The sequence below is a fragment of the Armatimonadota bacterium genome (assembly GCA_018268395.1).
In the GTDB taxonomy this organism is placed as follows: domain Bacteria; phylum Armatimonadota; class Fimbriimonadia; order Fimbriimonadales; family Fimbriimonadaceae; genus JAEURO01.
This window is the reverse complement of record JAFDWQ010000003.1, coordinates 176,191-201,637: the sequence shown is the minus strand read 5'-3', so window position 1 is coordinate 201,637 and position 25,447 is coordinate 176,191. Positions and strand designations below refer to the sequence as shown.

General features: G+C 63.4%; 29 protein-coding genes. 11 read left to right on the top strand and 18 right to left on the bottom strand.

What is annotated here, in order from left to right:
• Position 1: 1 nt before the first annotated feature.
• The 4 genes from JST30_06415 to JST30_06400 form a co-directional block, all read right to left on the bottom strand.
• The gene (locus JST30_06415; GenBank protein ID MBS1713953.1) at positions 2–532 is read right to left on the bottom strand and encodes a hypothetical protein; all 531 of its coding nucleotides are present in this window, start codon (positions 530–532) and stop codon (positions 2–4) included.
• On the bottom strand, positions 529–1,836 hold the full coding sequence (gene ispG, locus JST30_06410) for a (E)-4-hydroxy-3-methylbut-2-enyl-diphosphate synthase (protein MBS1713952.1): 1,308 nt from the start codon (positions 1,834–1,836) through the stop codon (positions 529–531). The genes JST30_06415 and ispG overlap by 4 nt, the downstream gene beginning before the upstream one ends.
• A gap of 13 nt (positions 1,837–1,849) precedes the next feature.
• The gene (locus JST30_06405) at positions 1,850–2,929 is read right to left on the bottom strand and encodes an Mrp/NBP35 family ATP-binding protein (protein MBS1713951.1); all 1,080 of its coding nucleotides are present in this window, start codon (positions 2,927–2,929) and stop codon (positions 1,850–1,852) included.
• A 113-nt stretch (positions 2,930–3,042) separates the two neighbouring features.
• Complete coding sequence (locus tag JST30_06400; GenBank protein ID MBS1713950.1) at positions 3,043–3,618, bottom strand: RNA polymerase sigma factor; 576 nt, start codon at positions 3,616–3,618, stop codon at positions 3,043–3,045.
• A gap of 138 nt (positions 3,619–3,756) precedes the next feature.
• Here JST30_06400 and JST30_06395 point away from each other — a divergent pair, with 138 nt between their 5' ends.
• Positions 3,757–4,629 (top strand): hypothetical protein, encoded by an 873-nt coding sequence (locus tag JST30_06395; GenBank protein ID MBS1713949.1) that lies wholly within the window; start codon positions 3,757–3,759, stop codon positions 4,627–4,629.
• Here JST30_06395 and JST30_06390 read toward each other — a convergent pair.
• The 3 genes from JST30_06390 to JST30_06380 are packed head-to-tail and all read right to left on the bottom strand — an operon-like array spanning position 4,614 to position 6,563.
• On the bottom strand, positions 4,614–5,429 hold the full coding sequence (locus JST30_06390) for a hypothetical protein (protein MBS1713948.1): 816 nt from the start codon (positions 5,427–5,429) through the stop codon (positions 4,614–4,616). The two genes, JST30_06395 and JST30_06390, sit on opposite strands and share 16 nt — an antisense overlap.
• A gap of 22 nt (positions 5,430–5,451) precedes the next feature.
• Complete coding sequence (locus JST30_06385; protein MBS1713947.1) at positions 5,452–6,045, bottom strand: sigma-70 family RNA polymerase sigma factor; 594 nt, start codon at positions 6,043–6,045, stop codon at positions 5,452–5,454.
• Positions 6,042–6,563: a DUF4446 family protein gene (locus JST30_06380; GenBank protein MBS1713946.1), complete on the bottom strand. Its 522-nt coding sequence runs from the start codon at positions 6,561–6,563 to the stop codon at positions 6,042–6,044. Before JST30_06380 ends, JST30_06385 begins: the two co-directional genes overlap by 4 nt.
• 84 nt (positions 6,564–6,647) lie before the next feature.
• Between JST30_06380 and lepB the strand changes: the two genes are divergently transcribed.
• A complete protein-coding gene (lepB, locus tag JST30_06375) occupies positions 6,648–7,175 on the top strand; it encodes a signal peptidase I (GenBank protein MBS1713945.1) in 528 nt (175 codons plus the stop codon).
• Entirely contained in the window at positions 7,172–7,666 is a 495-nt protein-coding gene (locus tag JST30_06370) for an NUDIX domain-containing protein (protein MBS1713944.1), read from the top strand. The genes lepB and JST30_06370 overlap by 4 nt, the downstream gene beginning before the upstream one ends.
• A gap of 3 nt (positions 7,667–7,669) precedes the next feature.
• Here the strand turns inward: JST30_06370 and purF are convergent, their stop codons facing one another.
• Entirely contained in the window at positions 7,670–9,145 is a 1,476-nt protein-coding gene (gene purF, locus JST30_06365; GenBank protein ID MBS1713943.1) for an amidophosphoribosyltransferase, read from the bottom strand.
• A gap of 124 nt (positions 9,146–9,269) precedes the next feature.
• On the opposite strand from purF, the gene JST30_06360 reads away from it, so the two are divergent.
• The gene (locus JST30_06360) at positions 9,270–9,758 is read left to right on the top strand and encodes a thioredoxin family protein (protein ID MBS1713942.1); all 489 of its coding nucleotides are present in this window, start codon (positions 9,270–9,272) and stop codon (positions 9,756–9,758) included.
• Positions 9,759–9,764: 6 nt separating this feature from the next.
• On the opposite strand, the gene JST30_06355 is transcribed toward JST30_06360, so the two are convergent.
• The 3 genes from JST30_06355 to JST30_06345 all read right to left on the bottom strand — a co-directional run bounded on the left by JST30_06355 (position 9,765) and on the right by JST30_06345 (position 12,638).
• On the bottom strand, positions 9,765–11,459 hold the full coding sequence (locus tag JST30_06355) for a carboxypeptidase (protein ID MBS1713941.1): 1,695 nt from the start codon (positions 11,457–11,459) through the stop codon (positions 9,765–9,767).
• 26 nt (positions 11,460–11,485) lie between these two features.
• The gene (locus tag JST30_06350; GenBank protein ID MBS1713940.1) at positions 11,486–12,154 is read right to left on the bottom strand and encodes a DNA starvation/stationary phase protection protein; all 669 of its coding nucleotides are present in this window, start codon (positions 12,152–12,154) and stop codon (positions 11,486–11,488) included.
• Positions 12,155–12,239: 85 nt separating this feature from the next.
• Positions 12,240–12,638 carry an RNA-binding protein gene (locus tag JST30_06345; protein MBS1713939.1) on the bottom strand — a complete coding sequence of 133 codons (399 nt, stop codon included), beginning with the start codon at positions 12,636–12,638 and terminating at the stop codon, positions 12,240–12,242.
• A 178-nt stretch (positions 12,639–12,816) separates the two neighbouring features.
• Between JST30_06345 and JST30_06340 the strand changes: the two genes are divergently transcribed.
• Together JST30_06340 and JST30_06335 are read left to right on the top strand one after the other, a co-directional pair.
• Positions 12,817–13,731, top strand: coding sequence for an FHA domain-containing protein (locus JST30_06340; GenBank protein ID MBS1713938.1), 915 nt, complete (start codon positions 12,817–12,819; stop codon positions 13,729–13,731).
• Between the two features lie 4 nt (positions 13,732–13,735).
• On the top strand, positions 13,736–14,575 hold the full coding sequence (locus tag JST30_06335; protein MBS1713937.1) for a Stp1/IreP family PP2C-type Ser/Thr phosphatase: 840 nt from the start codon (positions 13,736–13,738) through the stop codon (positions 14,573–14,575).
• Here JST30_06335 and JST30_06330 read toward each other — a convergent pair.
• Positions 14,553–15,890 carry a GAF domain-containing protein gene (locus JST30_06330; GenBank protein ID MBS1713936.1) on the bottom strand — a complete coding sequence of 446 codons (1,338 nt, stop codon included), beginning with the start codon at positions 15,888–15,890 and terminating at the stop codon, positions 14,553–14,555. The genes JST30_06335 and JST30_06330 overlap by 23 nt on opposite strands.
• Before the next feature lie 142 nt (positions 15,891–16,032).
• Between JST30_06330 and JST30_06325 the strand changes: the two genes are divergently transcribed.
• Both JST30_06325 and JST30_06320 read left to right on the top strand, forming a co-directional pair.
• A complete protein-coding gene (locus JST30_06325; protein MBS1713935.1) occupies positions 16,033–17,487 on the top strand; it encodes a DUF853 family protein in 1,455 nt (484 codons plus the stop codon).
• A 49-nt stretch (positions 17,488–17,536) separates the two neighbouring features.
• Entirely contained in the window at positions 17,537–17,980 is a 444-nt protein-coding gene (locus JST30_06320; GenBank protein MBS1713934.1) for a cyclic nucleotide-binding domain-containing protein, read from the top strand.
• Here JST30_06320 and aroF read toward each other — a convergent pair.
• From aroF to miaB, 3 genes are all read right to left on the bottom strand, one after another.
• Positions 17,977–19,017: a 3-deoxy-7-phosphoheptulonate synthase gene (aroF, locus tag JST30_06315; protein MBS1713933.1), complete on the bottom strand. Its 1,041-nt coding sequence runs from the start codon at positions 19,015–19,017 to the stop codon at positions 17,977–17,979. The genes JST30_06320 and aroF overlap by 4 nt on opposite strands.
• Positions 19,014–20,123 (bottom strand): histidinol-phosphate transaminase, encoded by a 1,110-nt coding sequence (locus JST30_06310; protein MBS1713932.1) that lies wholly within the window; start codon positions 20,121–20,123, stop codon positions 19,014–19,016. Before JST30_06310 ends, aroF begins: the two co-directional genes overlap by 4 nt.
• A gap of 107 nt (positions 20,124–20,230) precedes the next feature.
• Complete coding sequence (gene miaB, locus JST30_06305) at positions 20,231–21,616, bottom strand: tRNA (N6-isopentenyl adenosine(37)-C2)-methylthiotransferase MiaB (protein MBS1713931.1); 1,386 nt, start codon at positions 21,614–21,616, stop codon at positions 20,231–20,233.
• Positions 21,617–21,684: 68 nt separating this feature from the next.
• Here miaB and JST30_06300 point away from each other — a divergent pair, with 68 nt between their 5' ends.
• Together JST30_06300 and mnmA are read left to right on the top strand one after the other, a co-directional pair.
• Positions 21,685–22,839, top strand: a complete 1,155-nt coding sequence (locus JST30_06300; GenBank protein ID MBS1713930.1) for a vitamin K epoxide reductase family protein — start codon at positions 21,685–21,687, stop codon at positions 22,837–22,839.
• A complete protein-coding gene (gene mnmA / locus JST30_06295) occupies positions 22,836–23,909 on the top strand; it encodes a tRNA 2-thiouridine(34) synthase MnmA (protein MBS1713929.1) in 1,074 nt (357 codons plus the stop codon). Before JST30_06300 ends, mnmA begins: the two co-directional genes overlap by 4 nt.
• On the opposite strand, the gene rpmF is transcribed toward mnmA, so the two are convergent.
• The 3 genes from rpmF to JST30_06280 all read right to left on the bottom strand — a co-directional run bounded on the left by rpmF (position 23,906) and on the right by JST30_06280 (position 24,610).
• Positions 23,906–24,088, bottom strand: coding sequence for a 50S ribosomal protein L32 (rpmF, locus tag JST30_06290; protein ID MBS1713928.1), 183 nt, complete (start codon positions 24,086–24,088; stop codon positions 23,906–23,908). The two genes, mnmA and rpmF, sit on opposite strands and share 4 nt — an antisense overlap.
• Positions 24,088–24,258, bottom strand: a complete 171-nt coding sequence (rpmG, locus tag JST30_06285; GenBank protein MBS1713927.1) for a 50S ribosomal protein L33 — start codon at positions 24,256–24,258, stop codon at positions 24,088–24,090. Before rpmG ends, rpmF begins: the two co-directional genes overlap by 1 nt.
• A 76-nt stretch (positions 24,259–24,334) precedes the next feature.
• A complete protein-coding gene (locus JST30_06280) occupies positions 24,335–24,610 on the bottom strand; it encodes a DUF2087 domain-containing protein (protein MBS1713926.1) in 276 nt (91 codons plus the stop codon).
• 21 nt (positions 24,611–24,631) lie between these two features.
• On the opposite strand from JST30_06280, the gene JST30_06275 reads away from it, so the two are divergent.
• A complete protein-coding gene (locus tag JST30_06275; GenBank protein ID MBS1713925.1) occupies positions 24,632–25,426 on the top strand; it encodes a DUF4239 domain-containing protein in 795 nt (264 codons plus the stop codon).
• Positions 25,427–25,447: the final 21 nt, after the last annotated feature.

The window sequence follows — 25,447 nt, the reverse complement described above, 5'->3', positions numbered from 1 at the left end:
ATCAACCGCGGACCCATCGGACCATCACCGCGCGGACCAGGAGGCCGCCGACGAACGTCAGCGTTCCCCAGACGACCGTGCCGAAGGTCAACCCCATGATCAGGAACATCCCGGCGTCCTCCCTGGCCCCGCGCACGAGCATCGAGATTCCGACGACGTTGAAGATCCAGACGAGCAACGACGCTAGGGCGACGGTCGGCACGCTGGGAGCTATGAAAAGCTTCACAAACTTCCGACCTTGCTCCGAGGCCAAACCGCTTTCGTGACCCGCCTTGACCCTTCTCTCGGCGTAGGCCAACACGATGTAGATCCCGACCGCCGCAACGATCGCGATCGGCCAACCCGTCTGGACGCCGCGAGTCAGCATTCTGCCCGCGGGCGAGACCGGATAGCCCGGCCAATTGGCCGCCAGTCGGCCCAAGAGGAGAAGGGCCGATTCCTGGCAAACGGCGATGACGACCGAGCGGACGACCCCGTTCCTGAACCCCAAGGCTCCCGTCGGCGCCAGGGCCTCGGCCGTCTCCGGCGTCATACCGTCCTCAGCGGCTCCAAGGCCCGCTTCGAACCCTCTGGCGGTTCGGCCCAGCGACCGTCCTCCTTCAAGAGCCGGACAAGCTCGGCGACCCCTTGCTCCTGAGGGATGCCGTGCTTCACCGCCTCCCGCTTTCGGTAAAGCGTGATCTTGCCCCCCGCCGCGCCCACATAGCCGTAATCAGCGTCGGCCATTTCGCCAGGGCCGTTCACGATGCACCCCATGACGGCGATGTCGAGCCCGACGAGGTGCTTCGTGGCGTCACGGACTTCCCGAAGGACGGTCGGAAGGTCGAATTTGGTCCGCCCGCACGACGGGCACGCGATGTACTCCACTTGCGTCTTGCGGAGCCCGCAAGCCTGAAGGATCTCGTAGCAGACAGGGATTTCGTTGACCGGGTCCTCGGACAGTGAGACCCGGATGGTGTCGCCGATCCCCTCCATCAGGAGCGTCGCGATTCCGGCCGTCGATTTGACCCTCGCATAGGGCCCGTCGCCCGCCTCGGTGACTCCAAGGTGGAGCGGGTAGTTCAGACCTTCCTCGTCCATCCGGCGAGCCATGAGCCGGTTGGCAGCGATCTTCACCGGGACGCGGCTCGCTTTGGCGCTGACGTTCAGGTTTTCGAAGCCGTGCTTTTCGCAGATTCGAAGGTATTCGAGCGCGCTCTCCACCATTCCTTCCGGCGTGTCCCCGTAAGTGACCAGGAGCCGCTCGCTCAAAGAACCATGGTTGACCCCGACCCGCATCGCCCGGTCATGCGTCTTGCACGCTTCGATGACGGGGACGAAGCTCTCTTCGATCGCGGCAAGCTCGTCGGCCCATTCCTCCCGGCCATAGGCCAATTCGGCCCGCAGGCGGTCGATCTCGCCTTGACCTCGGCCACGAAGGTCTGCCGCTTCTCCCGACTCTTGAGGCGAGACCTCTTGAGACCGCGTCCCATGGCGCTTGAACACGAACAAGCCGGGGTTGACCCGGATCTCGTCGACGTATTTCGCCGCCTCGACCGCGATCGCAGAACCTTGATGATGGACGTCGGCCGTCATCGGTACGTCCTGATACTTCTCACGGACCCGCGCTTTGATCTCTTCCAAGCATTGGGCCTCTCCTAGGGTCGGGGTCGTCACCCGGACGATCTCCGATCCGGCTTGGTGAAGGGCGATGATCTGTTCGACGCACGCCGCGACGTTGCGCGTCTCTTCGGTGATCATGCTTTGGACGACCACCGGGTGACCGTCGCCCATCGTGACCCGGCCGACGCGGCAGGGCCTCGTGACCCGACGGGGAAGGAAGGGTTCGGGCACCATGAGCACTTCGATTCTACAAGGCTCCTGTCGCCGCTGCCGTGGGCCGTTGGGATTCGGCACGGATGCTCGCCTCCGCCGCGATCCGGCCCGCGATTTCGCGGAAGGCCGTAGCCTGCGGACTTTCGGGATCGGCGACGATCGAGGGCAGGCCCCGCTCTGAAGCGGAACTGACGGCCGGGTCAATGGGCACGGAACCTAGGAAGGCGGTGTCCAGGCTCGAAGCCAGTTCCTGGCCGGACGTTCCGGCGAAGATCCGGGCCTCTGTTCCGCACCCGGGGCAGACGAACGTCGCCATGTTCTCTACGACGCCGAGCAGAGGCCTCTGGAGGGCAATGAACAATTGGGCGGCCTTGCCCGCGATGTTGGCCGCCACACTGTGGGGCGTCGTCACGAGCACGACTCCGGACGACGGAACGAGCTGTGCCAAAGACATCGGCGCGTCGCCCGTACCGGGCGGCAGGTCGACGAGAAGGTAATCGAGTTCGCCCCAGTCGACGTCCTGCAACAGTTGGGCGACCGTCTTGTGCACCATCGGCCCGCGCCAAAGCACGGCCTGGCCCTCGTCCAAAAGGAAGCCGATCGACATCATCTTGACCCCGAACCGTTCGATCGGCACGATCTTCTGGTCTCGGGTGAACGGCCGTTCGTTCTGGACGCCCATCATGAGGGGGATGCTCGGGCCGTACACGTCGGCGTCCAAAAGGCCGACCCTGGCTCCCTGTCCGGCCAAAGCGACCGCGAGATTCACGGTAACGGTGCTCTTGCCCACTCCGCCCTTACCGCTTCCGATCGCGATGCACTGACGGACCCCTGGGATCAGGTCTTCGGCATCGGTGGGCTTTTGACGGACTTGCGCCGTCATTTCGACTTCGACGTTCTCCACTCCCGGAAGCGCGCTCACGGCTTCCAAGCACTGGTCGCGAAGGATGTCCTTGACCGGACAGGCCGGCGTCGTCAGTTCGACTTTGAACCGGACGTCTGCGCCGTCAATGGTCACGTCCTTGACGAAACCCAGGGCCACGATGTCGCGGTGAAGGTCGGGGTCTTCGACGGCACGCAGGGCTTCGAGCACCTGGTCCGGAGTGACGCTCATAGACCGATTATGAGGCGATCGATGCGAGGGACTTCGGGATGACGAAACGGTTCAGACCGTGGTCTCTCCACCGGAACGGCTCTGGTCCGGTGTCGACCGGGTGGCCTGCAGGTTCATGCCGCGAACGCGACCTGCAGGTCTTTCTTCAACAAAGCCCTGGCCCGGAACAGCCACGACTTGACGGTGCCTTCCGGCTTCTTCAGCGCCTCGGCGATCTCCATGACCTCCATGTGGCGGTAATGGCGCATGACGATGATCTCGCGGTAGCGGTCGGGCAGGCGCGTGATCGCTTGCTGGACCGTTTCGCTTTCCTGCCGGGACTCGACGCCCCACTCGACGTCCGCACTCTCGTCGAAGAGGGCGTGTTCGTGCTTGTCGATGCTTTCTAAGGACCGTCGGCGGTCCCGGATCAGGTCGACGCAGCAGTTCGAACAGATCCTCATAAGCCAGGGAAGGAACGGCCGTTCGGGGTCGAAGGAGCCGATCGCCCGGAAGGCCTTGACGAAGCTCTCCTGGGTCGCGTCGTTCGCGTCTTCGGGATCCCGCAGCATCCGGAGCGCGTGCGACCGCACCGCCCGGCGGTGGGCTTCGGCCAGCGCTTCCATCGCCGTCCGGTCTCCCTGCTGGGCGCGGCGGACGAGCTGCTCTTCCAATTTCGGAACCTCGGATATTCGATTTGTGCTTGGCACGCCTGTACTATAATGCGAAATTCTGAAGTCCTAGGTCAGAAATCCTAAAAAACTAGGACCGAAATGTCACAGGCCCTATTGCCGGCTTTGCCAGGCGACCCCTGATGGTTCTGCCGGTCTCCTGCCGATCATCCGACTATGTGGCTGAAAAGGGGCGTCCGTTGGGCCGCCGTGGGCGGGCCGCTCGCTCTGATCGTGGCGATCGCTGTGAACGGACGGTACGGCACGCCCTCCTTCGACGACGTCAGTTTTGGGCCTGAGGCCCAAGCCCGGCTCTTGAAGTACGCGCCTTTGGTCGCGGCGTCCGAGGCGCTGGATTCCGACGACCGACAGCCCGAGGAACGGCAGATCGTGGCCGTGGCCGACGCGTGGATCGCCGAAGCCGAGTCAGGGAGCCTGCGGCCCGTCAAACCGGTCGAATACGACGATCCGAACCAGGACTCCGTGCTGTCCCAATTGAAGGACGCGAAAGCGAGCGTCCTCTTCCATTTGGAGCACCTTGCCAAGTCCGAGCCGTCTCCGGACAAAGCCGCGTCCTACCGGCTGAAGGCCCTGAAGATCGCGTCGGTCTCGAAATACATCGATTTCGCCTCCGTCCAGGAGTTCGGAACTTGGCAAGCCCGACTCCTAGCCGAGTTGCGCCGTCAGAAGCCGTCGCTCTCGGCTCGGACGGTGTCCGAAGTCCAGACCGTGGTCCGGCCGTTGCACGTCGACAAGGACGCCTTGATGGACATCCTCGTCAATTTGCGGAACCTGCACCGTCGCTATATGGACCGGACGGAGACCGAGAACCTACCGATCGAAATCGGTTCAGGGTACGGCCTGATGGTCGCGGCAGTGGACACGGGCCCCGGAGCAGGGAGCGAACAGCTCCGCGAATCGATCTCTGAGCGCAAGATCCCTTCAAAGATCCTGGGGACGGCGAACATCACGCGCGTCGCCATGACGGCCGAGCAAAAGTTCGAGAACGAGCGCGCCGCGGCCGTTCGTGAGTTTCAGTCCGTCAAGTAGACGAGTCCGTTCCGTCGTTCGAACGTGAACTCGCCGCTCTTCGCGACCGTCTTCACCGGGTCCGAGTCGTCCAGCTTCCAAGTCGCTTTAGCCCGCAGGTCTTTGACCTTGATCTGCACGGGCAAGCCGTAGTGGTCGGCGGCATCGAGAGCCAGATCAAGGAGCGTGCCCTCGTCGGCGACGTCGTTCTTTGCACGCCCAGGAAGGGCGACCCAGACCGACTCCGAATCGCCTTCGATCCGGAGCACGGTGCCGGCGGCACCGTCGTTCCTCAAGGGGAAATCGAGCTTTTTGCCGCCTTGGTCGATCTTGCCGACCAGGCGGCCGGTGGACTCTTCTTTGATGAAGACCGAGCCGTCCGAAGCGCCGCGAGTCACGTGGACGCCTCCTTCTTTCGCCGAAATGGCCAGCGGCTCGACGGTATGGCCACCGACGAGTTCGGCCGTGCCCACCGTACCGCGGGACCGAAGCGAGACCACGGTCGCGGTCACAGCGACGACGGCTGCGGCGCCATAAAACGCCAGGCGCAACGAGCCGAACCGACCGGCCTTGGCTTCCCGCTTCGCGTCGAAGACGCTCTTGTCGACCCGGGCCATGATCTTGTCGTGCAGGCCGTACGGGACCTCGATCTCCTCTTTCGAGAGGGTACCGACCTCGTCCCAGGTTTCTTTGAACCTGGCGTATTCGGCCTTCAGTGCCGGATCCGCCTCCATCGCGCGCTCGAGGGACGAGCGAAGCGACGGGCTCAGGGCTCCTTCCGAATAGTCTGAGAACAGCTCTTGGGCCTTGTCCGCGTTCATAAAAGTTCTGGATGGTTCGACTTCAGCCCACGTTGAAAAGTTCCACGTCTTTCGCCAAGTGGTCCCGAAGGGCGATCCGGGCCCGGTTCAAACGGCTCTTGACGGTCCCGATGGGAAGGTCGAGGGCTTCGGCGATGTCCTCGTAGGACAGGTTCTCGACGTGGTACATGACCAGCATCGCCTTTTGATACTCGGGCATTTTGCCGAGCGCTCCTTGGACGGCAGCCTCGCGCGCCGTCTTCTCGGCTTCTTCGTCAGGCCCGGCGGCATCGTCCTGAATCTGGCGTTCGACTTCGCCGGACTCGAGTTGCATGGAACTTTCAAGGCTCGTGTTGAACCGGCTCTTGTCCCGTTTGCGGTGGTCAAGGTAACAGTTGGTCAGGATCCGGTAGAGCCACGTCCCGAACGCGCTCTGGCTCCGGAACTTACCGATCGAATTGAAGACCCTGACGAACGCTTCTGCCACGACGTCGGCGGCTTCGTCCGGGTCACGGGTGAGCCGGAACGCATATTGGTAGGCCTTGGTCTCGTACTGCCGCACGAGGGCGTCGAAAGCGGACCTGTCCCCGCTTTGGCACTGTCGGATCAAAAGGGCGTCGTCGTAAGCCTGACTCATGGACTGATGCGCGGACGTGACTTCGGCGACGTCGCCTGGTCGAGGGCCCGCTCTTCTTCTGCACTCAAATGCCGGTCGGGAGTACCGTTGACCAAGGCCTTCCCGTAGACCCGGCAACCTTCCCGTCCGACCTGGCTCGTCACGACCGCACCGTTGCCTTCCTCGTCGTACAGCGCCATGCTGAAGCTCTGGCTGCCTCCGACGTCGTCAAAGGCGTCGTAGTTCACGAGTCCAAGGTACCTTTTCGACGTCCGCATTTTGCGCTCCAGGACGTCGATCCGCTCCCCGGCATCGTTCAGACGCGCCAAGAGGTCCGACCGTTCGTGCAGGTGCTCCTGAAGTAGGGACTCCAAGTTCTCGGATCCTGAACCTTGCATCAGGGCCGCCCACCGTCTCTCCGCCTTCTTTTGACGCATCACCGTCCAAACGAGCACGGCCGTCTGAGCCAGTACGATCACCGACAGGCCCGCGACCCAGGCTCCCGGGGATTTGTCGAGTGAACGAAGGAGGTTCTCCATGCGCGCCGGCCAGGTCCGACCGATACTTGAAGTATAACCGCTATGTTGGCCGAGCCCACCTTCAGACCGAGAACCCGGCGTCGAGTGATTCTCACCGGGTTCGGAGCCTTCTTGATCGGGATCCTGGCCTTCGTCGTCTTCTTCTTCTTCAATTTCAGGACGGTCGAAGTCAAAGGGGAGTCGATGGAGCCCACCTTTTCCCAGGGCGACCGGCTCCTCATGTCGACCGCCTACTGGCTCGTGGGCGACATCAAGCGCGGCGAGATCGTCGTGATCAAGACCGAAGACACGGGTGAGACCCTGATCAAGCGCGTCAAAGGGCTCCCTGGCGACACGATCGACTTCCTCCTCATGCCTTACAGTTGGAAACTGAGCATGGGCGAGTACAAAGTGCCGGCAAGTTCGCTCTACGTTCTCGGGGACAACAGGCCCGTTTCGCAAGACAGTCGGGACTTCGGAGCCGTCCAAAAGTCGGACGTGCTCGGCAAAGTGGTCGTCTTCGGGAACGAGCCGTGGCTCTTCGGAGTCGTCGGCGTGGCCGTCCTGTCGCTCGTGGCATCGGGCGTCGCCGCCATGACCGACAAAAAGACGGCCAAGAAGGAGGATCCTTGAGCAGGTTTCCGACGGGAAAGTACGGACGGCAGAACCTTGAGTTCTTCCCGGCGCCGTTCCGTGCCCCCTTGAGGGCCTTCGCGGCACTCGTCTTCCCTTGGTGCGACGACCAAGTCCTGATCTGCAACATCCAAGACCGCGGCTGGTGCATCCCCAGCGGGCGCGTAGAGCCGGACGAATCGTCCCTCGAAGCCGCCGTCCGTGAAGCGCGCGAGGAGGCGGGAGCGATCCTCCAGGACGTCATCTATCTCGGTTGCTACCGGATCACGGAACGAGGCGAAGTGCGGTGGGCCGACGTTTACGCCGCACGGGTCAAGGAACTCGTGGAGATTCCGGCGGAGTTCGAATCGATGGGCCGCCGCATCTTGCCGCTGGCCGAACTGCCAGAGACGTACCATCTCTGGAACCCCCTGACAGAGGCCGTGTTCAAGTATTCCGAGCAGATCCTCAAGCGTCACGCGGCGGCTTTGGGGTTCCTTAACGGAAAGTGAGCCTCAGTCGTCGATCAATTTCAGCTGGCCGCTGGTGACGGTCGCTAACTGGCCGACGCCAGGCGCTTCTTCGAAGGCCATTTTGCTGAGCCCCTCCGGAACAGGGATCGGGTACTCGCCGTTAAAGCACGCGAGGCAGAAGCGGCCCTTGTCCTGACCGACGGCGGCCGTCGCGCCCTCGACGCTCAGATAGCCGAGCGACGTCGCCCCGAGATGCTCGCAGATTTCGTCGGTCTCCATGATCGCAGCTGCAAGCTCGCCCTTGCGCGCCATGTCGATGCCATAAAAGCAGGGGAACTTGATCGGGGGAGCCGTGATCCGGACGTGGACCTCCTTCGCCCCGAAATCGAACAGCATGCCGACGATCTGGCGGGTGGTCGTCGCACGGACGATCGAATCGTCCACAAGGACGATCCGTTTGCCTGCGATCTGGCCGGGCAACGGAGCCAGTTTCATGCGGACGCCGAGCTCGCGCATCCGCTGGTCAGGCTGGATGAAGGTCCGATGGATGTAGCGGCTCTTCATCATCGCCTCGTGGAAAGGGATGCCAGCGACTTCCGAAAAACCGTGGGCGGCCGGAATTCCGCTGTCCGGGACCGGAACGACGACGTCGGCCTCGACCGGGTGCTCCTTGGCGAGTTCCCGGCCCATGTTCTCCCGGACCTTATAGAGTTCTCTGCCGTACATCACCGAATCCGGACGAGCGAAATAGATGAACTCGAAAAGGCACATGGATTCCGCTTCGGACGGGACGGCTTGGGCGAACCGCATGCCGTCCTTGTCGATCACGACGACTTCACCTGGTTTCAGGTCGCGGACCGGAGTCCCGCCGATCGGGAAGAACGCGCAGCTTTCGCTCGCGACCATGAACCCCGAACCGACGTTTCCGGCCACCAACGGTCGGATCCCGCTCGGGTCGCGGAACCCAAGGACCATGTTCGGGGTCAAGACGGTGACGCTGTAAGCGCCCTTGGCCCGCTTCATCGTTTCGGCGACGGCCTCGACCGGCCCGAGGTGCATGTGTTTGACCAGGAGTCGGGCGATCACCTCGCTGTCCGCGGTGGTGTCAAGGCGCTCGCCTTCGGCCTGGAACTCGTCACGGAGTTCCTTCGCGTTGATGAGGTTCCCATTGTGGGCGACCGCGATCTCCCCGACGACGCTCGTGCAATAGATCGGCTGGGCGTTCCGGAGGACACTGGAACCGCTCGTGCTGTACCGGGTGTGTCCGATCGCAAACCGCCCCTTCAAGGTGGCCAGGACGTCTTCGTTGAAAACCTGGTTGACCAGGCCCATATCCTTGTGCATCCGGACGCGATGGCCGTCCCCGACGGCGATACCCGCCGATTCCTGACCCCGGTGCTGCAAAGCGAAGAGGGAAAAGAAGGTCAGCCTGGCCGCATCTTCGTCCGGCACGAACAACCCGACGCAGCCGCACTCTTCCTTGGGTCGGTCGACGTGCCACTCGTCCTGATGCGCCACGAGGGAAGTATATCTGTCGCCGCACCGGCCCGGGGCGAAAGACGACCCCCGTTTCCCTTATCCGCCGAAGCGGCCGCTGCCCGAGGCCGGGGCCGAAGGGCGGCTCAGGTAGCATCCTGTCCTGATGAAAGCCGCCGTCCTGACTTCCGCCCTCGCGGTCCTGCTGCCGGCCGCGTTTCTGCCGTGCACAGCCTTGGCCCAGCACACCGACCCGCACGCAAAGGCCGAACGGCACAAGTTCGATCCGAAGCGCGACGCTGCCAAGGACATCGCCGAGGCCGTCAAGCTGGCGAAGAAGCAGGACAAGCGCATCCTTCTGGACGTCGGAGGCGAGTGGTGCGGTTGGTGCCACAAGCTCGATGCATTCTTCCTGACAAACTTGGAAGCGGCCAAGATCCTCAAGGACAAATACATCGTCGTGAAGGTCAACTTCAGTCCCGAGAACGAGAACAAGGCCGTCCTGTCGAAGTATCCGAAGATCAACGGGTACCCGCACCTGTTCGTCCTGGACAAGACGGGCAAGTTGCTCCATTCCCAAGACACGGGCCTCCTTGAAACGGGAGACCACCACGATCCCGCGAAGGTCATCCCGTTCCTCAAGAAGTGGTCCTGAGCCGATTCAGACTTCGACGGTCGCCTTGACCGCCCCGGCACGTTCGTGTCGGGCCGTCAGATCGTACGTCCCTGGGCCGCTGACGACCCATTCGAACACCGCGATATCCTCGGTCGGGTCGCTGTGCCAGCCGAACCCCCCGATGGGGACATGGCTCCAACCGACGAGCTGACCCTTGTCCTCCCGCAACCTCCCGGACACGAGCCACGACGGTTCCGTCCCTTCTGTCGCCCAGTCTTCTCCCCTTCGGACGATCTCCCCGACGACGCCGCGGCACAGCTTCTTGTCGAGGGCCATCTTCGTCACGTTGGTCGGAAGCCAACCCGAGTTCTGGACCGCGAACCGGATCCGCACGGCGCCGCCGTCGAGCTTCTCCGTTCGGACGTCTCGCAAAGCGAGGCACGGGCCCGTGGACGAGTGCCACAGCGCCCAGTCGGCGAGAGGCCCGACTTCGTTCTCCAGGAAGTCCGGTGGAGGGTTCCGGAACGCGTAGTGCGGGTCCCAACCACCGATCTCGACGTCGCCCAATTGCGGATGGACGTAGGGCCGCCAATCCTCGTAACCATGGCCCCCAAGGGCCTCGTCGGACCATTTCAAGAGCTTGACGTCGTCCTCGAACGGGTGGGTCCGGAACCAATCGATGTACTTGTAGTCCGTGATCCCGGCCTGACGCTGTGGGGACCAGATTTCGACCGTCCAAGCATGGACACCCCGGTGCTCGTACATCCAATCGTCGAAGACCCCGGTGATGACCTCTTTAGGGTGGTACTTGAACTCGTGGTAGTTGCTGATGGCCGGGTATCCCGTCATCTTGTGGCCGTTCGCCCCGAGCTCTTGGTACGTCCAAAGGTCTTCAGCGGGGATGTCGTCGTCCGGCATCCGGCTCGGAGGTCGCAGGAGCACGCCGCTGAACGTGTGGAAACTCATCGCTCCACAGATGTTCGGCCGGTCACTGATGGCTTGAACGATCGCGCGGACTTCGGGCTCGCTCGTGGGATAGGGCCCCGCTCCGTACTGCTCGCCTTCCAGCCGCCACGCGCTGGGGAAGTTGCGGTTCATATCGAGCCCTTCCTTGACTTTGCGCGAACGGATCGACAGCCCGTCATAGTTGTGGAGCACGCCTTCGGGCAAGAGGCGGTAGTACTCGCCGCCGACCTCGCCAGGTTCTCGCCGTTTCAAAAGCCGAGGTTCGTCTTCGGCCACTTTCCACGGGCCGTTGGGATCTTTGACGCGCATGCTCAGGATGCGGCCGTCGCCGTCCATGTCCCGACGTTCGAGGCCATAGAGGTCGTCCTCGTCGTACGGATAGGGGCGAGTAGAACTCCGGACGATCCGAGGCGTGTCTTCGAGGGCCCACTCGGCCCCGTCCGGGTTGAACCTCGGGACGAGATAGAAGGTCCGGTCCTTCAGGAGCGCGGCGGCAGTCGGGGCCTGTTTCTTTCCGACGAGTTTGTCCAAGATCATCAGCACGGTCGTGCTCGCGCTGACTTCGCTCGCGTGGATGTTGCCGTCACACCAGAACGCCGGCTTTTCGCGGTGGTCTCCGCCATCGGTGACCGTCACAAGCCAGATGTCCCGACCCTCGTGGCTTTTCCCGATCGAGTCCAGCGCGACGAGACCCGGGTACTCGTCGACGTAAGCACGGAGGATCCGTGTCAGGTCGTCGTACCTGTAATAGCGGTCGTAACGGACGTCCGGCATGAGCGGACGTTACCCCTCCGTCACGCTCAGCCCATGGCCTGGCGAACCTTCTTCTTGCCCGAAGCCGCTGCAGGCTTCGCAGCCTTGACCGGAGCGGCCTTCTTGGCGTCCGGGACGGCCTTGGCGACCGTCGACTTCTTCTCCTTGACCTTCTTCTCGGCCTTGGGCCGGGCCTTGGTCACGACTTTGACGGTGCTCTTCGACGCCTTCGTCACGGCGGCCGTCGCGCTCGAGCGGCCCGAAGCAGTCCCGGCCTCTTCTCCCAGAGTCGCCCGCAACATCCACGCCGTCTTGTCATGGGCTTTGCGCCTTGCGACCATAAGGTCGAGAGATCCTTCGTCGCCGGCCTCATCGGCCACTTTGATCGCGGTCTGGGCCCGTGCGGCGAGCTTCTCGTGGCAGGCGGCGAGGTCGGCGACCATGCCAGGTGCGTTCGTGGCTTCGCCCTCGGACAGCACCGTCGCTTTCAAGAACCCGCCGAGCGTGCCGGGAGTTTTGAACCCGAGTTGGCGGATCCTCTCTGCGACCTCGTCGACGGCAAGGAAGAGCTCTTCGTACTGCGTCTGGAACAAGGCGTGAAGGCCCGGGAAATCGGGGCCGACCACGTTCCAGTGATAGTTCTGCGTCTTGGCGAACAGCACGTACGAATCGGCCAACACGTCGGATAAAGCGTCAGCGACCTTCTTCGTTCCCATAACGGATGGTTTACCTGATCGCAAATGAACGGGCCTCCGGAGTGCACTAGGCACCCCGGAGGCCCGGGTCGTCGTCAGGCGAAGATCACCAGCGGCCGCCGCGGCCGCCACGGTCACGACCGCCACGGTCGCGCCCGCCGTCACGGCCACCGCCGTAACCACCGCCGCCGCCATAGCCGCCGCCACCACCGTAGCCGCCACCACCGCCGCCGCCGCCGAAGCGGCCACCACCGCCACCGCCGCCGCCCGATCGGGGCTCGCGCGGCCGCGCTTCGTTCACCGTCAGGGGCCGGCCGCCCAAGGGCTTGCCGTTGGTGGCCTCGATCGCGGCCTCCATCTGGTCTTCTTCGACGTCGACGAAACCGAAGCCTCGTCCCTCGACGATCCTAGCGTTGCTCGCTCCGTAAGGTGCGAACAGTTCTGTGAGACCCTTCTCGTCCGTCGAGTAGGGCAGGTTCCCGACATACAGGGATTTCGTTGCCATTGTCTGATTCACTTGCGCAAGCAGAGGCCATGCGCGTGGCCGTGCGGATTCGGATCGGTGCAGTCACGGCCTTGGGCATTGTGAGCAGACTGAAGCGAAGCGTACTCGCTTATTATGCGCCACTTTGTCCGAAACACGATGGGGGTCTGAGCTATAGGCAGGCCCAAAATCGTCCAAAATGGGAATGACCATGCACGATCCGAACAGAACCCGGCTCGGAGCGCCACCGGATTCCGACCCGAACCGGACCATGATGGCCGCTCCGCCCGTGGCCGATCCGAACCGGACGATCATGGGTGCGGCCCCGTCGTTGAACACGACCGTCACGATCAAGCCCGTCCAGTGCCCGGTCTGTAAGTCCTTCAACCCTCCGGGGCTCATGTTCTGCAACGATTGCGGACTCATTTTTGAAATGGCCCTCGACGGCGACGCCTTCGGTGCACCGGCCGTGCAACTACCGGTCCTCGTCGAAACGACGGGACGGGAGTACCAGCTTCGACCTGGGATCAACGTCGTCGGACGCGCCGGGGACATTTCGGTCGAGGATACGCGCGTCAGCCGTCGGCACTGTCAGGTCACTCTGGAAGGCGGGATCCTGATGGTCGAGGACCTAGGGTCGACGAACGGGACTTCGCTCGGGGGCCAGAAGCTCGCTCAAGGTGAACGCAAGGCGCTCGCCAACGGGGAGAAAGTGTCGCTCGGCGGTTTCGAACTGACCTTGTCGATGCCAGGTGAAGGGTCGAAGACCGTCCAAGCCATGAGCGGACGGACCGCCGCCATTTCGGTCGCCCCGACCGTCAGCGACGCCGTGGCCTGGCTCGTCCTTCCGGACCGGGAGGTCCCTTTGGCGCCGGGGACGCACTCCTTCGGGAGGCGGGACACCAACGAGATCTGCATCCCGGACCCCTATGTCAGCGGCAGCCACGGGACGGTCGACGTCACGGACGAAGGCGTGTTCTTGACCGACACGGGTTCGACGAACGGTACAGTCCTGAACGAGGCCAAGTTGGCGCCGAACATGCGCACCAAGCTCGGCCCTGACGACGTCATCAAACTCGGAAGCCTGGAGATCGGCATCCGCTTTAAGACCTGAGCCGATGGAAGAGACCACAGCCGAATTCGACGTCGTCGACCTGGTACCTGCCGCTGAACTCCGGATCCGGACGGCCGTGTCGGTCGGAGCCAAGACCGACCTGGGACGGGTCAGGGAGAACAACGAGGACAAGTACGAGTTTTACGTTCCCGACGACGTCGCCAGGCTTGCCACCAAGGGCCTCGTGTTCGTGGTGTGCGACGGTATGGGCGGCCACGAAGCCGGCCAGATCGCCAGCGAACTCGCCCTGAAGACCTTCATCGACGTCTATCTCAACCATCCGGCCTCGGACACCGAGGTCGCCCTGCGCACGGCGGTCGGTGCCGCCAACCGCTTCGTCCTCGACGTCGCCCGGGCCGTGCCGAGCCGACGCGGCATGGGCACGACCTTGAGCGCGCTCGTCCTGCTGCAAGATCAGGGCTACATCGCGCAGGTCGGCGACTCCCGGGTCTATCGGCTGCGGGAAGAAGCCCTCGAACAACTGACGCGGGACCACACCTGGGTCGAAGACATGGTCCTTCTAGGATCGATGAGCCGGACCGAAGCGGAGAACCACCCGAACCGCCATATGCTCACGAGGGCGATCGGGACAGAAAGCGACGCCGAGCCGGACGTGTTCACGTTCAGTCTTCGCGAAGGAGACGTCTATATGCTCTGTAGCGACGGCCTGACGAACCACGTCGAAGACCCCGAAATCGCAAAGATCTTGAACGGGAACGGGCCGAGCGAATCCGCGTGGAAGCTCGTCGGCGCCGCGTTGGTGGGTGGCGGAAGCGACAATACGACGTGCATCGTCGTCCGGTTGGACGGCCTGACCGCCGTCAGCGAGGAAACTCGACCCTAAAGGTCGTCCCTTCGCCGAGCTTCGACTTGACACTGACCTTGGCGCCGAGGGCGCCGGCCAGCTCCATGACGACCTTGGTCCCGAAACCGGTGCCCGCCGCCCTCTGCCACGACGATGACGCCGTTCCGGCCAAGATCGACCGGATCGTGGCGGGCGGAATGCCGGGGCCTTCGTCTTCGACTTCGATCACGTGGGCACCCTCCTCGAACCTGTGGCGCACCGTCACGGCTCCGAAATAGGCTTCGTCGTTCCCAGCGTTGGCTGCGATCCACTCGTCGTCGACCATTTCGGCGACGGCCTTGATCGCGTTCCCGACCAGGTTTTCGACGATCCGGATGACGTAGAGGTCGTCGAACTCGGCCTCCGGCGCCCCTCGGTCCAGTTCGTAGAGGATCCGGACGTGCGACTTGCGCGCCGCAGATTCCATGAACTGCGCGCTCTCTTCGACGACCGAGGCCAGCGACGCCCGCTTCAGCTTGGGCGTCAGTTTCTTCCCCGCGGCCAGGTCGTTGATCAAACGGGCGTACCGATAGACGCGCTCGGAATACGGTGCGAAGACCTCCTCGAACGAACTCTCGAGCATCTCGAGGTGGAAACACGCCTCGGCGTTGGTCGGGATGCAACCAAGGGCTTCCCGGAGCCCGTTCAGGTTCCTCCGGAAGTCGTCGATGAACGTGATCAGCACGCCCGCTTTGTTCGCCAGGTCGTGAGCCGCCCGGCCCATACCTTCAAGGGACGCGACCCGGGTCTGCTGCGCCAAGAGTCGCGAATTCATGATCGCGAGGGTGCAAACGTCCGAAACCGACTCAAGGACGGCCTCGTCGGTCTCGTTGAACGCTCCGGACCGCTTGTTCACTAGTTGGACGATCCCGAGCGGCTCCAGGCCGGCGATGGCCAAGGGCAGCGTGATCATCGTCCGGACGGTGATGCCGGTCTTCTCCCGAATGCGCAGGCGGCCCGGTTGTCCGTCGTCGGAAAACGTGTTGATCCGGACCTTGGCCGATTTAAAGACCTCGCCCGCAACGCCATAGTCGTCAGGGATGTCGAGGCGCTCGAGCCGCTCGGCGACGGTTTCCGGATAAACGTAGGCGAACTTCAGCCTGTTGAGGGCGGGTTCATGGATATAGATGGTCCCGCCTTCGGCGCCGACGGCCTCCACGCACAGCTCGAGCACGTCGCGCAGGACGACGTTGAGGTCGGCAGAACTGGCCAACTTTCGAGTCGCCAGGTGCACGGCCTCGAGCATTCGTGAGGTTTCGGCCAGCGTCAGCATCCGTTCTTGACTGTGGGCAGGGACCTTGGTCCCCCTCTTCAACGCTGATTATGGACGTTTTGTTCCCGAACGTGCTAGCGACGGACGAAAATTTCCCGCAATTGTGCCGGTCGAAACGGACATCTCGAAAGACGTAGCATGAGAGGTTCCGCAAAGGGCCCCCCAGGTAACCTGGACCGTTGATATGGCCGACGGCATTTACTTCGGGAAAGCAGAACAACCCGTCTTGCTTACTCCTAAATTCGGGAACAGGCACGGATTGATCGCCGGGGCGACGGGCACAGGAAAGACCGTCAGCCTCCAGACCCTCGCCGAAGGGTTCAGCCGACTCGGAGTGCCCGTCTTTATGGCCGACGTCAAAGGCGATCTTGCGGGCATCAGTCAGCCAGGAGGCGGGAACCCTAAGCTCGAAGCCCGCGCCGAACAGATCGGTTACAGCCTGGAGTACTGCGCCTTCCCCGTCATGTTCTGGGACCTCTACGGCGAACAAGGGCATCCGATCCGCGCGACGGTCAGCGAAATGGGCCCGCTCCTTCTCAGCAGGCTTCTGGAACTCAACGAGACGCAGGAGGGCGTCCTGAACGTCGCGTTCAAATACGCCGACGACAACGGGCTCGTCCTTCTCGACCTCAAAGACCTGCGCGCCATGCTCCAGCACGTCGCCGACCATAGCAAAGAACTGACGACCGCCTATGGCAACGTCAGCTCGGCGACGATCGGAGCGATCCAGAGGTCGCTCCTCGTCCTCGAGCAGCAAGGCGCCGAACAGTTCTTCGGTGAGCCGGCCCTCGACCTCCATGACTTGATGCGGGTCGGGTCCGAGGGACGGGGGACGATCAACATCCTCGCTGCGGACAGGCTCATGCAGAGTCCACGGCTGTATTCGACCTTTTTGCTTTGGCTCCTTTCCGAACTGTTCGAAGCCCTCCCCGAAGTCGGTGATCCCGACCAGCCGAAGCTCGTCTTCTTCTTCGACGAGGCACACCTCCTGTTCACCGACGCGCCCAAGGCCCTTCTCGAAAAGATCGAACAGGTCGTGCGGTTGATCCGGTCAAAGGGCGTCGGCGTCTATTTCATCACTCAAAACCCGATCGACGTCCCCGACACTGTCCTCGCCCAATTGGGCAACCGCGTCCAACACGCCCTGCGCGCGTTCACGCCGCGCGACCAGAAAGCGGTCCGCGCCAGTGCCGAGACGTTCCGCCCCAATCCGGCCTTTTCCACGGAGGAGATCATCACGCAATTGGCGGTCGGTGAAGCGCTCGTGTCGTTCCTCGAGGAGAAGGGCACCCCGATGGTCGTCCAGCGGACCCTTGTCGCCCCACCCTCGTCGCGACTGGGGACGGTCACGCCGGACGAACGGCAACGGACGGTCGATAAGAGCCCCTGCCAAGGTAAGTACGAAGAGGCCGTCGACCGCGAGTCCGCCTATGAAGTGCTGGCTGCACGGGCCGAGGCGGCCGCACAAGAGGCCGAGCAGGCCCCAGCAGAGCGCCAACCTGCCAGAACGCGGCGTGACCCGAACTCTGCGGGCGAGATCATCGGCTCGATGGCGAAGTCGTTGGCACGGTCGGCGGGGACGCAACTGGGCCGCCAGTTGATCCGCGGCGTCCTCGGCGGGCTCTTCAAAGGCCGCTAAGGGATTTACGAGGTGCGGCCGAACCGGTCTTTTGGCTAGAATGGCGGGAATGACCATCCCGGCGACCGTACGCGACAACCCTCTGTTCAAGAACCTGACCGACGATCAGGCCGCTGCCCTCTTCGCTTTGGCGTCAGAGCGACGAGTGGACGGGGGCGACACCGTCGTCCGTCAGTTCGACCGCAACACGGACCTTGTCCTTGTCCTCGAAGGCACCGCCGCCATCCGGACGTTTTCCGGCGAAACGGTCGCCGAGGTCGGCCCTGGCGCCGTCCTGGGAGAAGTGTCGCTCGTCGATTCGGAGCCGCGTTCTGCCAACGTCGTCGCAAAGGGACAGTGTAAGGTCGCGGTCATTCCGTCGGCCGACCTTCGGGGACTGCTCGAACACGACCACGCGCTCAAGGCCCAGGTCATGGAAAACCTGGGGCGGATCCTTGCGTGCCGCCTCCGCGCGGCCAACGTCCACTTGGACGCGGCCTCGACGCGGCGCTAGACCGGCACAGGACGGGTGGCCATCGTCCGACCGACGGCCTGTGCGATCCGCGCCAAGGGTTCGACCATCTCGTCGAACTGAGGGAACGTCAAGCTTTGCGGGCCGTCCTTGATCGCATGGTCCGGGTTCGGATGCACCTCGATGATGAGGCCGTCCGCCCCGGCCGCGATCGCCGCCCGTGAGAGGGCCGAAACCAGGTCGCGCTTTCCTGACCCTTGCGAGGGGTCGACGATGACGGGCAGGTGCGAGAGCCCGTGAAGGACGGGCACGGCACCGATGTCGAGCATGTTCCTCGTTTGGGTCTCGAACGTCCGGATCCCGCGTTCGCACAGCATGATCGCCATGTTCCCGCCCGTCGCGACGTATTCGGCCGCTAAGAGGAGTTCCTCGTACTTCGCCGTCAGGCCCCGCTTGAGGAGGATCGGTGTCCGGGACTGGCCGACCTCTTTGAGCAGGTCGTAGTTCTGCATGTTGCGGGCCCCGATCTGCAGGACGTCGGCGTATTGGGCCACGAGTTCGACCTTTCGGACGTCCATGACCTCGGTCACGACCTTCATGCCGAAACGGTCGGCGGCCTGACGGAGGATCTTCAAACCGGGAACGCCCATCCCCTGGAACGAGTAGGGCGAAGTCGACGGTTTATAGGCGCCGCCCCGGAGGATCTTGGCGCCGCGGGCGGCGACTGTCTCGGCCGTGGCCATGACCTGCTCTTCGGATTCGACCGTGCACGGGCCCGCCATCATGACGACCTCGTTGCCTCCGACCTTTACGCCTCCGACATCGACGACCGACCGGCCCGGCTGTGACTCCGTGGAGACGAGCTTGTAGGGCCGCGTGATCAGGAGGACGTCTTCGACCGACTCGTGGGCTTTGAGCTGTTCAAGGAAATCGACGTTCCGGTGCTCTTCCCCTCCGACGGCACAGACGATCGTCTTCTCGACTCCGAAAACGGGCAAGACCTGATATCCGTGGTCTTCCAGTTCCTTGGTCACCTTGGTGACGGCGTCCGGATGCCCCTGCCTCAGGACGATGATCACGCCGTCACCTTGCCTTTCGTCGTCGTCAGGACGGCCTGGACGAACCGGTCGACCTCAGAGGGAGTCCCGACACTGACGCGGATGTGGCGGGGAAGCCCTAGGGCCGTACAAGGTCTCACGATGACGCCTTGGTGCAGCAATTCTTGGGCCAGGTCCGCTGCAGGCCCTCCCGTGTCGAAGCAGACGAAATTGGCGTGACTCGGGATGACTTCGAAGCCTTGGCCGGTCAGGAAGTCCTCGATGCGCCGACGACCCTCCTTGGCCGACCGGACCGTTTCGGCCAAATGGGCCACGTCGTCCAAGGCGGCCAGGGCGGCCTCTTGAGCGAGGCTGTTGACGTCGAACGGGCTCCGTGCCGACTCGAAAGCCTGGACGACTTCGGGATCGGCAAACCCGAACCCGACCCGGATGCCGGCCAGGCCGTAAGCCTTGCTGAACGTCCTCAGGACGGCGACACGTCGTCCCGACCTGAGCAACGAGAGACCGTCGACGTGTCCTTCGTCCCCGTCCGCGAACTCGAAATAGGCTTCGTCCAAAACGACGAGGACGTGCCCGGGAAGCGCATCGACGAACGCTTCCAGTTCCTGTCCGGACACGATCGTCCCAGTGGGATTGTTTGGGTTCGCGACGAAGACCATCCTCGTGTCCGGGGTGACGGCCGCGGCCATCGCAGGCAGGTCGTGACGGTAGTCGGCCGTCAGGGGCACTTTGACCAGTTTCGCGCCGTTGACCTGCGCAGCGGCCTCGTACCGGATAAAGCTGGGATCGCCCATGACCATCTCTCGGCCAGGTTCGAGGAAGACGTCGCCTAGGATCCCGATGATCTCGTCGCTCCCGCAACCGAGGAGGACGTGGTCCGGAGTCAGGCCGTTCCGTTCGGCCAACGTGGCCCGCAACCGGTAGGACCGGGCGTCCGGATAGACGTTCATGGTTTCGGCAGCCCTTTTGGCCGCCTCGACGGCGCGGGGGGAAGGCCCGAGCGGGTTTTCGTTGCTCGCCAGTTTCACGAGGTCCGAAAGGCCAAGTTCGCGCTGGACCTCTTCGATCGGCCGACCCGGAGGATAAGGCCGCATCCGCTGGACGGCGGGGCGGATGGAGTAGGACATACCTGGATTGTGGCAGGGGCGCCGACCCCCGACCGGGAGGTACCTTCGCGTCCGTGCCGGAGGCTCAGTCCGATCGTGCGGGCCTCGTCCCGGACGGACGTCCAAGTTCAAACGACGGTTCCGCTCAAACCCCAAAGGTGGCCCTGGGTGGCTTTGACCGGGACGATCGATCCGGCCAGTCCAGGGCCGCCCTCGAAGTGCATCATCCGAAAGCACCGCGAATAGCCCTGAAGCAGTCCAGGGTTTTTCGGCGTCGGCCCTTCGACAAGGACCTCGAAGGTCTTACCGACCTGCGAAACGTTCGATTCGCAGGTGATCCGGGTCTGCACGGCGATCAGGCGGTCTAACCGGGCAGAGGCCACGGAAGCGTCCACTTGGACCATTTCCGCGGCCGGAGTGCCGGGACGCGGCGAATACTTGAACATGAACGCCCCGTCGAACCGGAACCGCTCGACGGCGGCCAATGTGGCTTCGAACTCCTCGTCCGTCTCGCCCGGGAAGCCGACGATCACGTCGGTCGTCAGGCTGACGGACGGGACGGCCCTCCGAAGTTCGGCGACGATGTCGGCATAGGAGTCGACGGTGTATTGCCGCTTCATCCGCTTGAGAAGGTCGTCGTGCCCTGCCTGGAGCGGCATGTGGCAATGCTCCATGACCTCCGGCACGTCGCGGATCGCCGTGATGACGTCCGATTTGAAGTCACGAGGATAGGGAGAGGTGTACCGGACCCGCTCGATACCGGGAACGCCGGAAACGAGCCGGAGCAGGTCGGAAAACGGAACGCGGCCCTCCGCGAGGTTCTTGCCATAGGAGTTGACCGTTTGGCCGAGCAACGTGACCTCTTTCGTCCCCAGTTCCGCGAGCCGCCGGACTTCTTGGACGATGTGCTCGGTCGGACGGGACCGCTCGCGCCCTCTCGTCGTCGGGACGATACAAAACGTGCAGAACTTGTCGCAACCGTACTGGATCGGGACGAACGCTTTGAGCTTGCCTTTTCGTTCCAAGTTGCGCTGAGGGACGTCGGTGACCACGGCCCCTTTCCGCTCGGGCAGTTCGGTGCGGGCTGCGAACTTCCGACTCTGAAGGGTCTCTTCGACAAGACCCGGAATCGAGGAGACTTGGGCCGTACCGACCACAAAGTCGACGTGCGGATTGCGCTTACGGATCTCGTCGGCACGAAGCTGGGCCATGCAACCTGCGACACCGATGACCATGTCCGGCCTGACCAGCTTGAGAAGGCGCAACTCGCCCAAAAAGGAGAACGCCTTGTCTTCGGGCTTCTTCCTGACGCTACAGGTGTTCAACAGGACGACATGGGCTTCCTGAGGGCTCGAAGCGGGCCGTAAACCGAGGTCTTGAAGGTAGAGGGCGATCTGCTCGCTGTCCTCTTCGTTCATCTGGCAGCCCCAGGTCTGGACGAAATAGGTCCCGCGGACGGTCCCTTTGGGACGTCCGCCGGTCAGCGCTTCAGGGCGGAGAAGGGACACGGACATGCCGGGAACGGCCTATGATACCGGTCGGTTCAATCCGGACAGTGAGCCGCACATTCTATAATCCGGACGTGAGCGCCACCGCGGAGACGATGCCGACCGACGTTTCGGAGCCGGCCCGTAAGGTCAATTTGTTGACCGGCATCTTGGGGATCGTAGGGATCTTCATCGCCGGAGTGCTCAGTATCGCAGAGCTGTTCTCGAAGGAGGTCCCGTGTGGCGGTACCCGGGGGTGCGCCGACGTCGCCCAAAGCGCGCAGTCTCATTGGGGGCCCGTCCCCGTCGCGTTCATCGGGCTCGGCGGATACCTCGTTTTGACCCTCTTGTCCGTCGGACGCGCGGCGACCGGGGGCAAGACCTGGCGCTCTTTGACCAAACTCAGCCTCGCCGGAACCGGGATCGGTTTTCTCGTCAGTTGCTATTTCATGTACGCGTCGTTCGTCGAAGTCGAGGCGACCTGTGTTTGGTGCGTCGCGTCCGCTGTGACCATGACCGTGTCCCTGATCGTGACGTACTGGCTGCACACGCTTCCAGACGCCAAGCCGCGTTGGGGCACCCTGGAATCCATGCTTTATGGGGCTGGACTGGTCGCAGCCATCGGAGGCGTCTGGGGCGTGAACTCCTCGATGTCCGCTGCGGGCGTCCGCGACTTGGACAGTTCGGTCGGCTTGACCCAAATGTTGCCCGTCCCGGCAAAAGTCAAAGGGAACGAAGCCGCGCCCGTCACGATCATCGAGTTCGCCGACTTCAACTGTGCCGCGTGCCGCCAGCAGTACAAGCTCGTAGCAGGAGTCCTGAAGGAGTCGGGCGACAACCTCCGGTTCGCCTATCGGAACCTGCCGCTCGTCGACCTTAAGGGACACGCGACGAGCATGCACATCGCCACCCTCTCCGAACTCGCCGCCGAAAAAGACAAGTTCTGGGAGTTCTACGAGTACGTCTTCCGGGTCGAGAACGAAGAGCGGATCAAGACCGTCGAAGGCGTCAAGCAGGTCGCCGAAGAGGTCGGGCTCACCACCGCCGACATCGAGAACGCGTTGAAGGAAGGCTCGCCGGAAGCCCAAAGGGTCGTCGAGGACTTCAACCTCGCTCTCAGCTACAACATCCGCGAGACCCCGACGTTCGCCGTCTTCGCCAAAGGTGTGCCTGCAAAGGTCGTACCGGGGTCGAAGCTCGAAGCGCTGCTGGGGGCCGAGCCGTACAACAGCCTCCTTCTCGGACGATGACGACCCGAAAGACCGTTTGCGTCGCGATGTCAGGGGGCGTCGACAGTGCGGTCGTGGCCGCCCTGCTCAAAGCCCGTGGCCACGACGTGGTCGGCGTGACGATGCAGATCTGGCAGGAGAGCCAGCGCGACCCGCGCCATTCAGGGTGTTGCTCGCTCGGGGCGGTCGAGGACGCCAGACGTTGCGCCCGGATGCTCGACGTGCCTCACTACGTCGTGAACTTCAAGGACGCCTTCAAGCAGACGGTCATCGACGAGTTCGTCGAGGAGTACGGTAAGGGCCGGACGCCGAACCCGTGCGTCACCTGCAACAAGAAGGTCAAGTTCGAGGCCCTGCTCCAGATGTCGGACGAACTGGGTTGTGACGCCCTCGCGACCGGGCACTACGCCCGGATCCGGAAGCGTGGCGACCGATGGAACCTCCTCCGCTCAAAAGGCGGGCACAAGGATCAGAGCTACGTCCTCTACATGCTGTCACAAGAGCAGCTCGCGAAGACGTGGTTCCCTCTCGGCGAACTTGGGGACAAGGCCGAGACCCGTCGTTTGGCCCGCGAATACGGCCTTCCCGTCGCGGACAAACCTGACAGCCAAGAAGTCTGCTTCGTCAGCGAGGCGGGCGGCTACCGCGAGTTCCTCAGAAAGGCGAGGCCGGACTCGTTCGAACCGGGCGAAGTCGTGGACGGAGAAGGCAAGGTTTTGGCCCGGCACGAGGGTGTCGCCGACTTCACGGTCGGACAACGGAAAGGGCTGGGTGTAGCCGTCGGAAGCCCGCTCTACGTCATCCAGGTCGACGCCGCCTCGCGCCGCGTCACCGTCGGGACGGACGACGAGCTTCGCCGGACCGAGGTCCCGTTAGAGGAAGTCGTATGGAGCGGAGTGTCCGGGCCAGGAGGGCCGATCAAAGTCACGGCCAAGGTGCGTTACAACATGGACGCGAAGCCGGCCACGCTCTACGCGCTACCTGAGCCGACCCTTGTGTTCGATGAACCTGTCAGGGCGGTCACGCCCGGCCAGATCGCGGTCGCCTATCGTGGCCAGACCGTCATCGCCGGCGGAAAGATCCGGTCTTAGTCTTTGAAGCCAGGCAACCGGCGGCCCTTGTAATAGCCGTCCGGAGAGGCGCAATGGTTCTTGGCCGTCGGTTCGCCGCCGACGTTCTTCGTCGAGGTGATTTCGGGAAGGTCGGTGGTGTAGTGGGTGCGGCGCTTGGCCGTGCGCTGGTGCGAAAACTTGCGTTTGGGGTTCGGCATTACTTCTTCTCCCGGTGGAGAGTGACCTTGCGGAGGCTTGGGTTGTACTTGTTCAGCTCCAGCTTTTCCTGCGTGTTCTGCTTGTTCTTGGTCGTGGTCACGTAGTGCTTGTTGTCTTCCGTGCAGACCAGCCGGATGATCTCTCGCTTTTCGCCTTTCTTCTTCGCCATGGCAGCCTCCAGAACGCAGGGGGTCGGAGGGCAATGATGGCAGATTCCGGCCCCTTGCGGCAAGGACCGTGCGGGTTCAGGCTCCCGTCAGCGTCCCGGGCCGCCAGTACGCGTCCCCATAGGGCGTCCTGTCCAGGCGCCCCGTTTCCACGAGGATCCGCCGGAAGTAGGCGTGGTCCATGGTCGCGATCTTGGCTTTGATCGCCTCGTTGACTTCTGGTTCGGTCAGTTTCTCGCCTCTGGGGATCTCTTCGACGAGCAGGTCCAGTAGGGGGCCCCGCAGCGCCTTGCCCTTCTTCATGGGCCAGAACAAGATCCGTCCTTCTTTGTCCAGGCACCGGGAGACGTCCACGGCTTGTATGATAGCGGACGGATGCCCTTCCCTCCGGCCCTGCTCGCCGTCGCCCTGTTCGTCGGCATGCTCGTGTGCGTCGGAACCGGCCGGCGCTTCTCGAAGAACGCCAAAAACCGGGGCGACCGCGAGCCCGATGCAGGTCTGAACATCGTCGAAGGCTCGGTCTTCACGCTTTTGGGGCTGGTCTTGGCCTTCACGTTCAGCCTCGCTGCGGGCCGGCTGGACGCCAGGAAGGACCTGGCCGTCGACGAAGCCAACGCGATCGGGACGGCCGTGATGCGCCTCGACCTCTTGGGAGAACCAGGACGGACGACGCTCAGGCGGTCTTTCTTGGCCTACACCGAGGCCCGGATCGAATTCAACGGCGCCCTGAGCGGGCGCGGCGACCTGGCAGCAGTCACGAGGCGCACGTCCGCTCTTCAAGAGCGGATCTGGACGGACACCGTCGCCGCGACGGACTCGAACTCGCGCGAATCCGACCGGGTCTTGCTCGTGCCTGCTTTGAACGATGTCTTCGACGCGGCCGGTGCGAGGGCGGTCGCGGCCAGGACGCACACCCCCTGGCTGATCGTCGCAATGCTCTTCGTGCTCGCTCTGCTCAGCGCGGTCCTGGCCGGCCGCGTCTCGGAGTATCACGGCTGGCATCCACGGCTCGGTGGCGTCGTGTTCGCCCTCCTCGTCTCCTTTACGGTCTACGTCATCCTCGACCTGGACGACCCCAGGAACGGGCTGATCCGGATCGATCACGTCGACAGGCTCCTCTTCGAGACGAGAGAGTCGGTCAAGGTCAAGCTCGGGCCACAGCGTCGGTGACCGGACACCGTGCCTTGGGTC

Bases quoted from the DNA above. Each gene is read 5' to 3' on its own strand.
- JST30_06415 (MBS1713953.1), bottom strand. From the start codon at position 532: ATGACGCCGGAGACGGCCGAGGCCCTGGCGCCGACGGGAGCCTTGGGG.
- ispG (MBS1713952.1), bottom strand. From the start codon at position 1,836: ATGGTGCCCGAACCCTTCCTTCCCCGTCGGGTCACGAGGCCCTGCCGC.
- JST30_06405 (MBS1713951.1), bottom strand. From the start codon at position 2,929: ATGAGCGTCACTCCGGACCAGGTGCTCGAAGCCCTGCGTGCCGTCGAA.
- JST30_06395 (MBS1713949.1), top strand. From the start codon at position 3,757: ATGTGGCTGAAAAGGGGCGTCCGTTGGGCCGCCGTGGGCGGGCCGCTC.
- JST30_06390 (MBS1713948.1), bottom strand. From the start codon at position 5,429: ATGAACGCGGACAAGGCCCAAGAGCTGTTCTCAGACTATTCGGAAGGA.
- JST30_06385 (MBS1713947.1), bottom strand. From the start codon at position 6,045: ATGAGTCAGGCTTACGACGACGCCCTTTTGATCCGACAGTGCCAAAGC.
- JST30_06380 (MBS1713946.1), bottom strand. From the start codon at position 6,563: ATGGAGAACCTCCTTCGTTCACTCGACAAATCCCCGGGAGCCTGGGTC.
- JST30_06360 (MBS1713942.1), top strand. From the start codon at position 9,270: ATGAAAGCCGCCGTCCTGACTTCCGCCCTCGCGGTCCTGCTGCCGGCC.
- JST30_06355 (MBS1713941.1), bottom strand. From the start codon at position 11,459: ATGCCGGACGTCCGTTACGACCGCTATTACAGGTACGACGACCTGACA.
- JST30_06350 (MBS1713940.1), bottom strand. From the start codon at position 12,154: ATGGGAACGAAGAAGGTCGCTGACGCTTTATCCGACGTGTTGGCCGAT.
- JST30_06345 (MBS1713939.1), bottom strand. From the start codon at position 12,638: ATGGCAACGAAATCCCTGTATGTCGGGAACCTGCCCTACTCGACGGAC.
- JST30_06340 (MBS1713938.1), top strand. From the start codon at position 12,817: ATGGGAATGACCATGCACGATCCGAACAGAACCCGGCTCGGAGCGCCA.
- JST30_06335 (MBS1713937.1), top strand. From the start codon at position 13,736: ATGGAAGAGACCACAGCCGAATTCGACGTCGTCGACCTGGTACCTGCC.
- JST30_06325 (MBS1713935.1), top strand. From the start codon at position 16,033: ATGGCCGACGGCATTTACTTCGGGAAAGCAGAACAACCCGTCTTGCTT.
- JST30_06320 (MBS1713934.1), top strand. From the start codon at position 17,537: ATGACCATCCCGGCGACCGTACGCGACAACCCTCTGTTCAAGAACCTG.
- JST30_06310 (MBS1713932.1), bottom strand. From the start codon at position 20,123: ATGTCCTACTCCATCCGCCCCGCCGTCCAGCGGATGCGGCCTTATCCT.
- miaB (MBS1713931.1), bottom strand. From the start codon at position 21,616: ATGTCCGTGTCCCTTCTCCGCCCTGAAGCGCTGACCGGCGGACGTCCC.
- mnmA (MBS1713929.1), top strand. From the start codon at position 22,836: ATGACGACCCGAAAGACCGTTTGCGTCGCGATGTCAGGGGGCGTCGAC.
- rpmF (MBS1713928.1), bottom strand. From the start codon at position 24,088: ATGCCGAACCCCAAACGCAAGTTTTCGCACCAGCGCACGGCCAAGCGC.
- rpmG (MBS1713927.1), bottom strand. From the start codon at position 24,258: ATGGCGAAGAAGAAAGGCGAAAAGCGAGAGATCATCCGGCTGGTCTGC.
- JST30_06275 (MBS1713925.1), top strand. From the start codon at position 24,632: ATGCCCTTCCCTCCGGCCCTGCTCGCCGTCGCCCTGTTCGTCGGCATG.